The following is a 13539-nucleotide window of genomic DNA, read 5'->3' on the forward strand; positions in this document are numbered from 1 at the left end:
GCGTTTTTCGCGAGCAAGCTCGCTCCTACAGGGGATAGGCGTCGCGGTGCTTCACGCACCCGGCACGAAATGCTTCTGCGCCGTGCCACGGGCGATCAGGCGGGATATGTAGTCCAGCTTCTGCGCATCCTGGTCGATAAAGCGGAAAGTCAGTTGCAACCAGTCGCTGTCGGGCTTGGGCTCGTAGGCGACGATGGCGTGCAGGTAGCCGTTGAGCCGTGCGACTTCGGCGTTGTCGCCCTGTTCAAGGTCGAGCACGGCGCTTTCCAGTACTTGTGGCAGGACCTCGCCACGCTTTACCACCAGCAACGCTTCCTTGATGCTCAGGGCCTTGATCACGCATTGCTGGGTGCCGCTTGCGAGGCGCAACTGGCCCTGACCGCGACTGCCAGCCGGCGCCGCAGCTGCGGGGGCCTTGGCTGGCGGTGTATTGAGCAGACCTTTGCTGGGCGCCGCCACCGGGGCCGGCTTGACCGCTTCGGGTTTGCCGCCGGTCAGGGCGCTCAGGGAGTCGTTGCCGAAGGCTGAGTTCATCTTGGTCGGCGCGCTGGCAATCAGCGCATCGAGGCGACCGATCTTGTGCAGGGCCTGCTTGACCTTGTTGAGCAACTGCTCGTTGGTGAACGGCTTGCTGACGTAGCCGGAAACCCCCGCCTGAATCGCCTGCACCACGTTTTCCTTGTCGCCACGGCTGGTCACCATCACGAACGGCATGGCCTTCAGGTGCGCTTGCTCGCGGCACCAGGTCAACAGCTCAATGCCGGACATTTCCGGCATTTCCCAGTCACACAGCACCAGGTCGAAGGTTTCGCGCATGAGGATGGATTGCGCCTTTTTGCCGTTCACCGCATCTTCGATCTTGATCCCGGGGAAGTAATTACGCAGGCACTTCTTCACCAGGTCGCGAATAAACGAGGCGTCATCCACCACCAACACACTGACTTTACTCATCGACCCTTCATCCTATTAAAACGTCTGCAAAACGCCTGACTGATGGCATTTTGCCAAAACTCGCGGGTCACAGAAGGACTTTATGGCGCCTGCTGTGCAAAAAATTCAGATGCCGCAAACGAAAACGCCCGGCCAGAGGCCGGGCGTTAATTTCTCGGGCAACCTTACTTATCGTCCGATTCGCCCGGAACATTAGGGATTAGATCAGCAGTGCCTTCAACTTCGGCCTTCATGCGCTTGAGGCCCATGTGCCGCACGTCGGTGCCGCGCACCAGATAAATCACCAATTCCGAAATATTGCGCGCGTGGTCGCCGATACGCTCCAGGGAGCGCAGCACCCAGATAATGTTCAAGACCCGCGAGATCGAACGCGGGTCTTCCATCATGTAAGTGGCCAACTCGCGCAGCGCAGTCTTGTATTCGCGGTCGATGATCTTGTCGTACTGTGCCACCGACAACGCCAGTTCGGCGTCAAAGCGGGCGAAGGCGTCGAGGGCATCGCGCACCATGTTGCGCACCTGATCGCCGATATGGCGCACCTCCACGTAGCCACGGGGGGCTTCACCCTCTTCGCACAGCTGGATGGCGCGGCGGGCAATCTTGGTGGCTTCATCGCCAATGCGCTCCAGGTCGATCACCGACTTGGAAATGCTGATGATCAAACGCAGGTCCGAGGCCGCTGGCTGGCGGCGGGCAAGAATGCGCAGGCACTCTTCGTCGATATTGCGTTCCATCTGGTTGATCTGCTCGTCAATCTCACGCACCTGCTGAGCCAGGCCCGAGTCGGCCTCGATCAGCGCGGTGACCGCATCATTGACTTGCTTCTCCACCAGCCCGCCCATCGCCAGGAGGTGGCTGCGCACTTCCTCAAGCTCGGCATTGAACTGCGCGGAGATGTGGTGGGTAAGGCCTTCTTTGCTAATCATGGGGTTGCTCCGCAAAAGCTGTAAGCCGCAAGCTACAAGCTGCAAGCTGATGTGTGTCGTTCCGTTGAACTGCTCTTACTTGCCGCTTGAAACTTGCGGCTTGCAGCTGCTCCAACTAGCCGTAGCGACCGGTGATGTAGTCTTCGGTCTGCTTCTTCGCCGGATTGGTGAACAGGGTGTCGGTATCGCCGAACTCCACCAGCTTGCCCATGTACATGAACGCGGTGTAGTCGGAAACCCGCGCCGCCTGTTGCATGTTGTGGGTCACGATGACGATGGTGAACTTGGACTTGAGCTCGTAGATCAGCTCTTCGACTTTCAAGGTGGAGATCGGGTCGAGCGCCGAGCACGGTTCGTCGAGCAGCAACACTTCCGGCTCTACGGCGATGGTACGGGCGATCACCAGGCGCTGCTGCTGGCCGCCGGACAAGCCGAGTGCCGATTCGTGCAGGCGGTCCTTGACCTCGTCCCACAATGCCGCGCCCTTGAGCGCCCACTCAACCGCTTCGTCGAGGATGCGTTTCTTGTTGATGCCCTGGATACGCAGGCCGTAGACCACGTTTTCGTAGATGGTCTTGGGAAACGGGTTAGGCTTCTGGAACACCATGCCCACGCGGCGACGCAGTTCGGCCACGTCTTCGCCCTTGCGGTAGATATTGGTGCCGTAGAGGTTGATTGCACCTTCTACACGGCAACCGTCCACCAGGTCATTCATGCGGTTGAAGGTACGCAACAACGTGGACTTGCCGCAGCCCGACGGGCCGATGAAGGCGGTCACGCGTTGCTTGGGGATGTTCATGCTGACATCGAACAGCGCCTGCTTGTCGCCGTAGTACAGGCTCAGGCCGGGGACTTCGATGGCCACGGTTTCCTGGGCCAGGCTCAGGCTCTGCTTGTCGCGACCCAGGGCAGACATGTTGATGCCGTGGGATTGGGTTTCGTGTTGCATGGGATGCTCCCTGTGCTACCAATTCATTTCGTTGAACCGCCGGGGCGGCTTACTCAAATTCTGTGCCTGACACCGAGCCCTGTGGGAGCTGGCTTGCCTGCGATACGGGCGGCGCGGTATTGCAGTAAAACCGCGGTGATGCTATCGCAGGCAAGCCAGCTCCCACATTGGATCGCATTAGCTGTCCAGCGCTTTGTATTTTTCGCGCAGGTGGTTACGAATCCACACTGCCGACAGGTTGAGCGTGGCGATCACCAGTACCAGCAGCAAGGCGGTGGCGTACACCAACGGCCGTGCGGCTTCGACGTTGGGGCTCTGGAAGCCGACGTCATAAATATGGAAGCCCAGGTGCATGATCTTCTGGTCCAGGTGCAGGTACGGGTAGTTGCCATCCAGCGGCAGCGACGGCGCCAGCTTCACTACACCCACCAGCATCAGCGGTGCCACCTCACCCGCGGCACGGGCCACGGCGAGGATCATGCCGGTCATCATCGCCGGGCTGGCCATTGGCAGCACGATCTTCCACAACGTTTCCGCCTTGGTCGCGCCGAGCGCCAGGGAGCCTTCACGCACGGTGCGAGGAATCCGCGCCAGGCCTTCTTCGGTGGCCACGATCACCACAGGCACCGCCAGCAGCGCCAGGGTCAGCGAAGCCCAGAGCAACCCCGGCGTACCGAAGGTCGGCGCAGGCAGCGCTTCAGCGAAGAACAAACGGTCTACCGAGCCCCCCAGTACATACACGAAGAAGCCCAGGCCGAACACGCCGTAGACGATGGCCGGTACGCCGGCCAGGTTGTTCACGGCGATGCGGATGATGCGCGTCAAGGTGTTCTGCTTGGCGTATTCACGCAGGTACACCGCGGCCAGTACGCCAAACGGGGTCACGATCATTGCCATGATCAGGGTCATCATCACGGTGCCGAAGATGGCCGGGAAGATCCCGCCTTCGGTGTTGGCTTCCCGTGGGTCATCGCTGAGGAATTCCCAGACCTTGCTGAAGTAGAAGCCGATTTTGGTCATCGTGCCCATGGCGTTCGGCTGGTAGGCGTGCACCACTTTGCCGATGCCGATTTCCACTTCCTTGCCGTTGCCGTCACGCGCCGTCAGGGCGTCGCGGTTGAACTGGGCATGCAGGTCGGCCAGGCGCGCTTCGATGTCCTGGTAGCGGGCGTTCAGCTCGGCGCGGTCGGCGTCCATGTCGGCCTGGGCGGCAGCGTCGAGCTTGCCTTCCAGTTCCAGTTTGCGACCGTGCAGGCGGATGCGCTCCAGCCCGGCGTTGATCGCGCCAATGTCGGTTTTTTCCAGGCTCTTGAGCTGAGCGGCCAGCTTGTTCACGCGGTCCACGCGGGCTTGCAGCTCCGGCCACGCGGCCTCGCCTTCGGCAATCACCTTGCCGTCCTGCTTGACGTTGACCAGGGTGCCGTAGAAGTTGCCCCACTCACGACGCTCGATGGCCATCAGGTTCGCAGGCTTGGTCTGGTCCTTCAGCCACTCACCGACAATCCAGGTGAAGTCGTTACCGTTCAGGTCGCGGTTGCCGACCTTGATCAGCTCACGGGTCATGAATTCCGGGCCTTGGTCCGGCACCGGCAGGCCCGCGCTTTTCAGGCGCTCGCGCGGCACTTCTTCTTTCTGGACCACTTCGCCGATGACGATGTGGTTGGCCTGGCCTGGCACGTTGTAGTTCGCCTGGATCAGGTCGGCCGGCCAGAAATGGCCCAGGCCCCGCACCGCAATCACAGCCAGCAAACCAATGGTCATGATGACCGCGATGGACACCGCGCCACCGCTGATCCAGACGCCGGGGGCGCCGCTCTTGAACCATCCATTCAGGGAGTTCTGTTTCACAGACTTCTACCTTTCTTAAAGCGACGAGTATTTCTTGCGCAGACGCTGACGAATCAGCTCGGCGAGGGTGTTCATGATGAAGGTGAACAACAGCAGCACCAGCGCCGAGAGGAACAGCACGCGGTAATGACTGCCGCCCACTTCCGACTCGGGCATCTCCACCGCAACGTTGGCCGCCAGGGTGCGCAGGCCCTCGAACAGGTTCATCTCCATCACCGGGGTGTTACCGGTGGCCATCAGTACGATCATGGTCTCGCCCACGGCGCGGCCCATGCCGATCATCAGCGCCGAGAAGATGCCCGGGCTGGCGGTGAGGATGACCACGCGGGTCATGGTCTGCCACGGCGTGGCGCCCAGTGCCAGGGACCCCAGGGTCAGGCCGCGTGGCACGCTGAACACGGCGTCTTCGGCGATGGAGTAGATGTTCGGGATCACGGCAAAACCCATGGCCAGGCCGACCACCAACGCGTTGCGCTGGTCGTAGGTAATGCCCAGATCGTGGGAGATCCACATGCGCATGTCACCGCCGAAAAACCAGGTTTCCAGGTACGGGCTCATGTACAGCGAGAGCCAACCCACGAACAGGATCACCGGAATCAGGATCGCGCTTTCCCAGCCATCGGGAACGCGCAGGCGGATCGACTCAGGCAAGCGGCTGAAGACAAAGCCGGCGACCAGGATGCCAATCGGCAACAGCATCAACAGGCTGAAAATGCCCGGCAGGTGCCCTTCCACATACGGCGCCAGGAACAGGCCGGCGAAGAATCCGAGGATCACCGTCGGCATGGCTTCCATCAGTTCGATCACCGGCTTGACCTTGCGGCGCAGGCTCGGCGCCATGAAGTAAGCGGTGTAGATCGCTGCAGCAACCGCCAGTGGCGCCGCCAGCAACATGGCGTAGAACGCGGCCTTCAAGGTACCGAAGGTCAGCGGGGCCAGGCTCATCTTGGGTTCGAAGTCAGTGTTGGCGGCTGTGGATTGCCAGACGTATTTAGGCTCGTCGTAGTTCTCGTACCAGACCTTGCTCCACAACGCGCTCCACGACACTTCCGGGTGCGGGTTGTCGAGCAACAACGGTTGCAGCTTGCCACCCGCCTCGACGATCACACGGTTGGCCCGTGGCGACATGCCGAACAGGCCCTGGCCATCGACCACCGGGTCCACCAGCAAGGTGCGGTGGGCAGTGCTGTGGAACACGCCGAACTGGCCAGCAGCATCCAGGGCGGTGAAGCCTTTGCGGCGCTCTTCAGCGCTGATTTCGACGATGGGCGCGGTGCCCATCTGGAAGGTGCGGATCTGCTTCAGGCGCTGTTCGCCATCGGGGTCGCGGGCCATGAACCACTGGGCCAGGCCGCCTTTGGAGTTACCCAGGATCAGCGAGATGCCGCCGACCAACTGGGTGCTGGCGGTGATTTCCGTGTCGGCGTCTTCCAGCAGCTTGTAGCGCCCGTTGAGGCTCTTGTCGCGCAGGCTGAACACGTCGGCCAGGGCACGGCCGTTGATCACATACAACCACTGCTGGCGTGGGTCGATGAAGATCGCCTTCACCGGCTCGGTCATCTGCGGCAGCTCGACGCGCTTCTGCTCGCTGGTGACTTCACCGGTCATCATGTTTTCTTCACGGCTCAGGGTCAGCACGTTCAAGTGCGAACCGGCGGAACCTGCCACCACCAGGGAGGTATCGGTGGCGTTGAGCGCAACGTGTTCCAGGGGACGACCGGTGTCATCCAGCACGATCGGCGTTTCGCCGTAGGGGTACTCGATCGCTGGGGTGATGGTTTTCTTGCCGTCCGGGTACGACACCTTATAGGTGTGGCGAAACACCAAAGACTGGCCATTGGACAAACCGAGAATCACCAGCGGGCTGCCCGGCTGATCTTCACCAATGGAAGCAACACTGGTACCGGCCGGAATCGGCAGATCGACACGCTTGAGCTCAGCACCGGTGTCCACGGCAAAGAACAGCGCCTGGCCCTTGTCGGAAACCCGCATGGCGACCTGATTCTGTTCTTCGAGGGAGATCATCAACGGCTTGCCGGCGTCCTGCATCCAAGCGGGCGTCAACGCGTCTTCCTTGGTCAACGAGGCGCCCTGGAACAATGGCGCAACCACATAGGCGAGGAAGAAGAAGATCAGGGTAATGGCGGCCAGCACGGCGAGGCCGCCGACCAGCACATACCAACGGGTGAAGCGATCCTTGAGCGCGCGGATGCGGCGCTTGCGTTGCAGCTCAGGCGTATTGAAATCAATGCGCTTGGGAGGGGAAGTCGTCGTCATGGTGGAATTGGCCAGATCATTCATGCGCACACCCTAGCGATCCTGTATGACAGAAAGATGACAGTGCAGTGACGCAACAAATCCGCCGCGAAGCAGGGCTGGCAGCGGATAAAAAATTAGGGATGCAGACTGCTTATGTGGGAGCGGGCTTGCCCGCGATGGCATCAACACGATTTCAACGCTAAACCGCGTCGCCAGCATCGCGGGCAAGCCCGCTCCCACAGAAAAGCATGCGTCTACATCAGGTATCGCAGGCTTAGTTGCCTTCTTTCAGACCCAGGTCAGCCAGGGCCTTGGCGGCGACTTTGGCTGGCAGTGGGATGTAGCCGTCTTTGACCACTACCTCCTGGCCCTGCTTGGACAGCACCAGTTTCACGAACTCAGCTTCCAGCGGCGCCAGTGGCTTGTTCGGGGCTTTGTTGACATACACGTAGAGGAAACGCGACAGCGGATACTTGCCGTTCAGGGCGTTTTCTTCGGAGTCTTCGATGTAGTCAGTGCTGCCTTTCTTGGCCAATGGCACGGTCTTCACGCTGGCGGTCTTGTAGCCGATGCCCGAGTAACCGATGCCGTTCAGCGAGGAGCTGATCGACTGCACGACCGAAGCCGAGCCCGGTTGTTCGTTCACGTTTGGCTTGTAGTCGCCTTTGCACAGGGCTTCTTCCTTGAAGTAGCCGTAGGTGCCGGATACCGAGTTACGCCCGAACAGTTGCACTGGCTTGTTGGCCAGGTCGCCGGTCACGCCCAGGTCACCCCAGGTTTTCACATCGGCTTTGGCGCCGCACAGACGCGTCGAGGAGAAGATCGCATCGACCTGTTCCATGGTCAGGTGCTGGATCGGGTTGTCCTTGTGCACAAATACCGCCAGGGCATCCACGGCAACCGGGATTGCCGTTGGCTTGTAGCCGTACTTCTGCTCGAAGGCCGCCAGTTCGGTGTCCTTCATCTTGCGGCTCATCGGGCCCAGGTTGGAGGTGCCTTCAGTCAACGCAGGTGGCGCAGTGGCAGAGCCGGCAGCTTGAATCTGGATGTTGACGTTCGGGTATTCCTTTTTGTAACCCTCGGCCCACAGGGTCATCAGGTTAGCCAGGGTATCGGAACCGACGCTGGACAGGTTGCCCGACACACCAGTGGTCTTGACGTAAGCCGGGATTGCCGGATCAACACCAGCGGCCACCGCGTTGGCGGTCGCAACGCCAGCAGCGACAAAAGTCATTGCCGCCATCAAACGTTTCAGTTTCATGCCTTGCTCCTAGCAGATAGGGATAATTGGATCGGGGCCAAGTATCGGCAGGCCGTGTGAACACTCTATGTCTGAAATATGACAATTAGATGAAAGGCCACTATCTGAATGTGCAGGCTTCAGCGGCCGCGTTTCCACAGATACCCGCCCACCAGCATCCCCATCACACACAGGACGGCCACATAGTAAGCCGGGCCCATCGGGCTCTCCTTCATCAGCAGCGACACCGCCAATGGCGTCAGCCCGCCGAACACGGCATAAGCAACGTTGTAGGAAAACGACAGACCGCTGAAGCGCACCACCGGCGGGAAGGCTTTGACCATCACGTAGGGCACCACGCCGATGGTGCCGACAAACAGACCCGTCAAGGCATACAACGGGAACAGCCAGTCGGGGTGTGCCATCAGGCTGTGATACAGCGTCCAGGAAGTCGCCAGCAGCAGTGCGCAACCTGTGACCAGCACGCGACCGGCGCCAAAACGGTCGGCCAGCGCACCCGAGGCGATGCAACCCAGGCTCAGGGTCACGATGGCCAGACTATTGGCTTGCAGCGCAACCGTAGGGCTGAAGTGGTAGATGGTTTGCAGCACGGTCGGGGTCATCAGGATGACTACCACCACGCCGGCCGACAATAGCCAGGTCAGCAGCATCGACAGCACAATGGCGCCACGGTGATCGCGCAACACGGCGCGCAACGGCAGTTCAGCGGCCAGGCTCTTGCGTTGCTGCATCTCGGCGAAGATCGGGGTTTCATGCAGCCAACGACGCAGGTACACCGACAGCAGGCCGAATACGCCGCCGAGCAGGAAAGGAATCCGCCAGGCGTAATCAGAGACCTGTTCCGGTGTATAGGCGCTATTGATGGCGGTAGCCACCAACGAGCCCAGCAGAATACCGGCGGTGAGGCCGCTGGTCAGGGTGCCGCAGGCGTAGCCGATGTGGCGCGGCGGGACGTGTTCGGAGACGAACACCCAGGCGCCCGGTACTTCGCCGCCGATCGCCGCGCCCTGGATGATGCGCATCAGCAGCAACAGGACCGGCGCCCACAGGCCGATCTGCGCGTAGGTGGGCAGCAGACCCATGATCAGGGTGGGTACGGCCATCATGAAGATGCTCAGGGTGAACATCTTCTTGCGCCCCAGCAGGTCACCGAAGTGCGCCATGATGATGCCGCCCAAGGGGCGCGCCAGGTAGCCGGCGGCGAAGATGCCGAAGGTCTGCATCATGCGCAGCCATTCGGGCATGTCGACAGGGAAGAACAGTTTCCCGACCACGGTGGCGAAAAACACAAAGATGATGAAGTCGTAGAACTCCAGCGCTCCACCCAGGGCAGACAGCGACAGGGTTTTGTAGTCGTTGCGGGTCAGCGGGCGCGAGGGTTGCGCACTGCTTGCGGGCACGGAGGACATGGCAAGGCTTCTCTTATAGTAATCATCGTAAAGGACTGCACGCCCGTGACTTGCGGCGGGTTTGGCAAGATAGCAAATCGCTCGAAAAAGCACAGCGCCAGGAGCACAGTTGCGCGCAAAAGCCCCGATACAGCGTCTATTTACCGACCAAATGAGCGTCGGGAGGTCGTCGTGGCGCCAGGGTCTCGATATACTCGCCGGTGCAAGCGCCAGACCCGCTGTCTTGAGGGGCTGCTGTGCCAAAACGTTGTTGGGTGCCATCCAGCCGATTTGGCAGAGTTTCCCTTTAGTTCGCCTTACGAGAAACGCATCGAGCGGTGTATGTTGGTGCTGAAACGTTTTTCTAAGAAGACGGCTATCCACTTGAAATACCCATGAAGCGTCACGGGTCAGAGGCACCCTCGGCATGATCGAACTCGAACAAGAAGATCCTATCCCGCAAGGCGATCTCGCCCTGCAAATCACCGCGCTCCCGCGTGAAACCAACGGTTTTGGCGATATCTTCGGCGGCTGGCTGGTCGCGCAGATGGACCTCGCCGGCACGGCAATGGCCAGCAAGGTCGCCGGTGGGCGCGTGGCCACCGTGGCCATTGATCGCATGGCGTTTCTGGTGCCGGTGGCCGTGGGTGCGCAGCTTTCCTTCTATACCCAGGCCCTGGAAATCGGCCGCAGCTCGATCCAGATGATGGTCGAAGTGTGGAGCGACGATCCGTTGTCCAGCGAATGGCGCAAGGTGACCGAAGCCGTATTCGTGTTCGTCGCCATCGATGGCAGCGGCCGCACGCGCTCGGTACCGTCACGGGCGCGTTAAACCTCGCCGGGTTTTAACGGTCAATTGCCCCATTGCCTGCCACTAAGAGAGCTTTGTCATGCCTACGCCCCACGTTGAGACGGTAAAAATCGACGAGCTGGACTGCTGGCGCATCCGCCACAACGGCGCCGAGCTGATGGTGGCCCAACAGGGTGCGCATATCTTCAGTTACCAGCGCGAGGGCGAACAGCCGCTGATCTGGCCGAACCCTGAGGCAGTGTTCAAGCAGGGCAAAGGCATTCGTACTGGCGTACCGGTGTGCTGGCCGTGGTTCGGGGTGTTCGACCGCAACCCGCAAAGCGTCAAAGCCATGCGCCAGAGTGATCAGCCTGCCGGCGCCCACGGTTTTGTGCGCACCGCCCGCTGGGAACTGGCCACCACCGAACTCGACGGCCAGACGCTGCGAGTGGACTTGGTATTGCCGGTGCCGGCTGGCGGCTTTCCAGGCTGGCCCCATCAGGTAGACCTGACGCTGAGCCTGCTGTTGGATGACCAACTGCACATCCGCCTGACCAGCCACAACCGCGGCGCCGACACCGTGACCCTCAGCCAGGCATTGCACACCTACTTCGCCGTGAGCGATGTGCGCAAAGTGCAGGTCAAGGGGCTGGATGGCGTGGCCTACATCGATACCGCCGACGGGTGGACCGAGAAACAGCAAGCCGGGCTGCTGCACTTCAGCGCCGAAACAGACCGCATTTACCTGAATACGCCGGCCCAGTTGAACATCGTCGATAGCGATTGGCAGCGCCGTATCCAGCTCACCAGCGAAGGCTCGAAATCCACCGTGGTCTGGAACCCCTGGACCGAACGCGCCAAGGCTTTCGACGATATGGCCGATGACGGCTGGCAGAGTATGTTGTGCATCGAGACGGCCAACGTGCTGGACGATGTTGTGAACCTGGCGCCCGGCGAAAGCCACACTCTAGGCGTGAGCATCACGGCACTGGCCTTGTAAACCCAATCAAATGTGGGAGCTGGCTTGCCTGCGATGCAGGCAACTGGGTGTATCAGGAACACCGAGGCGTTGCTATCGCAGGCAAGCCAGCTCCCACAGATTATGCTCTGAGCTTTAGAGATCAGACTCCTTCACCACCCGCACCTTCCCCGCCTCCAGCGCATACGCGGCATCTGCCAAGTCGTTATTGACCGTCTCCACCTTCAGCGTGCCCGTGACCCACAGCGGCGTGTAGATATCATCCAGCTTCAACCCCTTGGGATAGCGCACCAGCACCAGTTGATTAGGCGGCGGTGGCGGCACGTGTATGCAGGCGCCCGGGTAAGGCACCAGGAAGAACAACGTACTACGGCCCTTGGCGTCCGTTTCAAGCGGCACCGGATAGCCGCCAATGCGGATATTCTTGCCGTTCATGGCCGCTACGGTCTTGGTGGAATACATCACCGCAGGCAGGCCCTTGCTCTGCTTCAAGCCACCCTTTTCGGTGAACGTGCCTTGAGCTTCGGGGGAGTTGTGGTCGATCTCGGGCATGGCTTCGAGAGCTTTCTGATCCGACAGCGGCATCAGGTCGAGCCAGTCGGTTTCCGGCAGTTCGCCAGCGTGCGCCAGGCCAGAGCCCAGCAGAAGAAGCGTTAACAGAAGACGGCGCATGGAGAGGCTCGGCAAATACAAGTGCCGAGCATTCTAGCCCTCTGCGCCTGCGCAGCGCAGAGGACTTTGTCGGCTGATTACTTCTTTTTGATCAGGCCGTAGATCACCAGCAACACGATGGCACCCACCAGCGCGCCGATGAAACCTGCGCCCTGGCCTGCCTGGTAGATCCCCAAGGCCTGACCGCCGTAGGTCGCGGCCAGGGAACCGGCGATACCCAGCAGGATGGTCATGATCCAGCCCATGCTGTCGTCGCCAGGCTTGAGGAAGCGCGCCAGCAGGCCGACGATCAAGCCGATAAAGATGGTTCCGATGATACCCATGGCATTTCCCTCTGATTGGTATGAGTCATGCCAAAGCCTAGTCAGCCTTTGGCATCCTGCAATCAGAGAGACGCAGAACCCCAATGGTTCCCGCCGTGGTCAGGCTTATTGTTCGGCGATCAGCGCTTCAACCTTGAGGATCTGCGCCTGCAGCGTCGCACGGTCCTTGCAACGCAGGTTGGCGTGGCCGACCTTGCGCCCGGCCTTGAAGGCCTTGCCGTAGTGATGCACGTGACAATCGTCGATCGCCATCACACGCTCCACCGGCGGTACAGAGCCGATGAAGTTGAGCATGGCGCTCTCGCCGACCTTGGCCGTGGAGCCCAACGGCAAGCCCGCCACCGCCCGCAGGTGGTTTTCGAACTGGCTGCACTCGGCGCCTTCGGTGGTCCAGTGCCCGGAGTTGTGCACGCGCGGGGCAATTTCATTGGCCTTGAGGCCACCGTCGACTTCAAAGAACTCGAACGCCATCACGCCTACATAATCCAGTTGCTTGAGGACGCGGCTGGAATAATCTTCGGCCAGGGCCTGCAACGGGTGGTCGGTGCTGGCCACGGAGAGCTTGAGAATGCCGCTGTCGTGGGTGTTGTGCACCAACGGGTAAAAGCGGGTTTCGCCATCACGGGCGCGTACGGCAATCAGCGAGACTTCGCCAGTGAACGGCACGAAGCCTTCCAGCAGGCAGGCAACGCTGCCCAGCTCGGCAAAAGTGCCGACCACATCGGCCGCGGTGCGCAGGACTTTCTGGCCCTTGCCGTCGTAGCCCAGGGTGCGGGTTTTCAACACCGCCGGCAGGCCGATGCTGGCGACCGCCGCGTCCAGGTCGGCCTGGGACTGGATGTCGGCGAAGGCCGGCGTCGGAATGCCCAGGTCCTTGAACATGCTCTTTTCGAACCAGCGATCGCGAGCGATGCGCAAGGCTTCGGCGCTCGGGTACACCGGCACGAACTGCGACAGGAAGGCCACGGTTTCGGCCGGGACGCTTTCGAATTCGAAGGTCACAAGGTCAACTTCATCGGCCAGTTGGCGCAGGTGGTCCGGGTCGCTGTAGTCAGCGCGCAGGTGTTCACCCAGGGCCGCAGCGCAGGCGTCCGGCGCCGGGTCCAGGAAAGCGAAGTTCATCCCCAGCGGCGTACCCGCCAAAGCCAGCATGCGGCCCAGTTGGCCGCCACCGATTACACCGATTTTCATCG

12 protein-coding genes are annotated in these 13539 nt (G+C 60.9%); 2 read left to right on the plus strand and 10 right to left on the minus strand.

All coding sequences use genetic code 11. The features are described 5' to 3' along the window. Positions 1–51: 51 nt before the first annotated feature. The 7 genes from OC445_RS01245 to OC445_RS01275 form a co-directional block, all read right to left on the minus strand. Positions 52–951 (minus strand): response regulator, encoded by a 900-nt coding sequence (locus OC445_RS01245; protein ID WP_105228985.1) that lies wholly within the window; start codon positions 949–951, stop codon positions 52–54. 164 nt (positions 952–1115) lie between these two features. Continuing rightward, positions 1116–1877, minus strand: a complete 762-nt coding sequence (gene phoU, locus OC445_RS01250) for a phosphate signaling complex protein PhoU (RefSeq protein ID WP_034129125.1) — start codon at positions 1875–1877, stop codon at positions 1116–1118. A 115-nt stretch (positions 1878–1992) separates the two neighbouring features. After that, positions 1993–2826 (minus strand): phosphate ABC transporter ATP-binding protein PstB, encoded by an 834-nt coding sequence (pstB, locus tag OC445_RS01255; RefSeq protein ID WP_003195626.1) that lies wholly within the window; start codon positions 2824–2826, stop codon positions 1993–1995. Between the two features lie 177 nt (positions 2827–3003). Further along, a complete protein-coding gene (gene pstA, locus OC445_RS01260; RefSeq protein WP_034129126.1) occupies positions 3004–4674 on the minus strand; it encodes a phosphate ABC transporter permease PstA in 1671 nt (556 codons plus the stop codon). Positions 4675–4689: 15 nt separating this feature from the next. Beyond that, positions 4690–6723 (minus strand): ABC transporter permease subunit, encoded by a 2034-nt coding sequence (locus OC445_RS01265; RefSeq protein ID WP_181004880.1) that lies wholly within the window; start codon positions 6721–6723, stop codon positions 4690–4692. A gap of 484 nt (positions 6724–7207) precedes the next feature. After that, on the minus strand, positions 7208–8194 hold the full coding sequence (locus OC445_RS01270) for a phosphate ABC transporter substrate-binding protein PstS (RefSeq protein ID WP_003195633.1): 987 nt from the start codon (positions 8192–8194) through the stop codon (positions 7208–7210). A 119-nt stretch (positions 8195–8313) separates the two neighbouring features. Continuing rightward, entirely contained in the window at positions 8314–9603 is a 1290-nt protein-coding gene (locus tag OC445_RS01275) for an MFS transporter (protein WP_034129128.1), read from the minus strand. Positions 9604–10009: 406 nt separating this feature from the next. Here OC445_RS01275 and OC445_RS01280 point away from each other — a divergent pair, with 406 nt between their 5' ends. Together OC445_RS01280 and OC445_RS01285 are read left to right on the plus strand one after the other, a co-directional pair. Beyond that, on the plus strand, positions 10010–10414 hold the full coding sequence (locus OC445_RS01280) for an acyl-CoA thioesterase (RefSeq protein WP_003176975.1): 405 nt from the start codon (positions 10010–10012) through the stop codon (positions 10412–10414). Positions 10415–10472: 58 nt separating this feature from the next. Beyond that, positions 10473–11372 carry a D-hexose-6-phosphate mutarotase gene (locus OC445_RS01285; protein ID WP_072445655.1) on the plus strand — a complete coding sequence of 300 codons (900 nt, stop codon included), beginning with the start codon at positions 10473–10475 and terminating at the stop codon, positions 11370–11372. 114 nt (positions 11373–11486) lie between these two features. Here OC445_RS01285 and OC445_RS01290 read toward each other — a convergent pair whose 3' ends face one another. The 3 genes from OC445_RS01290 to OC445_RS01300 form a co-directional block, all read right to left on the minus strand. Then, positions 11487–12023, minus strand: a complete 537-nt coding sequence (locus tag OC445_RS01290) for a DUF3299 domain-containing protein (RefSeq protein ID WP_034129130.1) — start codon at positions 12021–12023, stop codon at positions 11487–11489. A gap of 77 nt (positions 12024–12100) precedes the next feature. After that, positions 12101–12346: a GlsB/YeaQ/YmgE family stress response membrane protein gene (locus tag OC445_RS01295; RefSeq protein ID WP_005792540.1), complete on the minus strand. Its 246-nt coding sequence runs from the start codon at positions 12344–12346 to the stop codon at positions 12101–12103. Between the two features lie 105 nt (positions 12347–12451). Beyond that, positions 12452–13537: a 5-(carboxyamino)imidazole ribonucleotide synthase gene (locus tag OC445_RS01300; protein ID WP_054896064.1), complete on the minus strand. Its 1086-nt coding sequence runs from the start codon at positions 13535–13537 to the stop codon at positions 12452–12454. Positions 13538–13539: the final 2 nt, after the last annotated feature.

The organism is Pseudomonas sp. Pse35 (assembly GCF_024519715.1).
In the GTDB taxonomy this organism is placed as follows: domain Bacteria; phylum Pseudomonadota; class Gammaproteobacteria; order Pseudomonadales; family Pseudomonadaceae; genus Aquipseudomonas; species Aquipseudomonas paracarnis.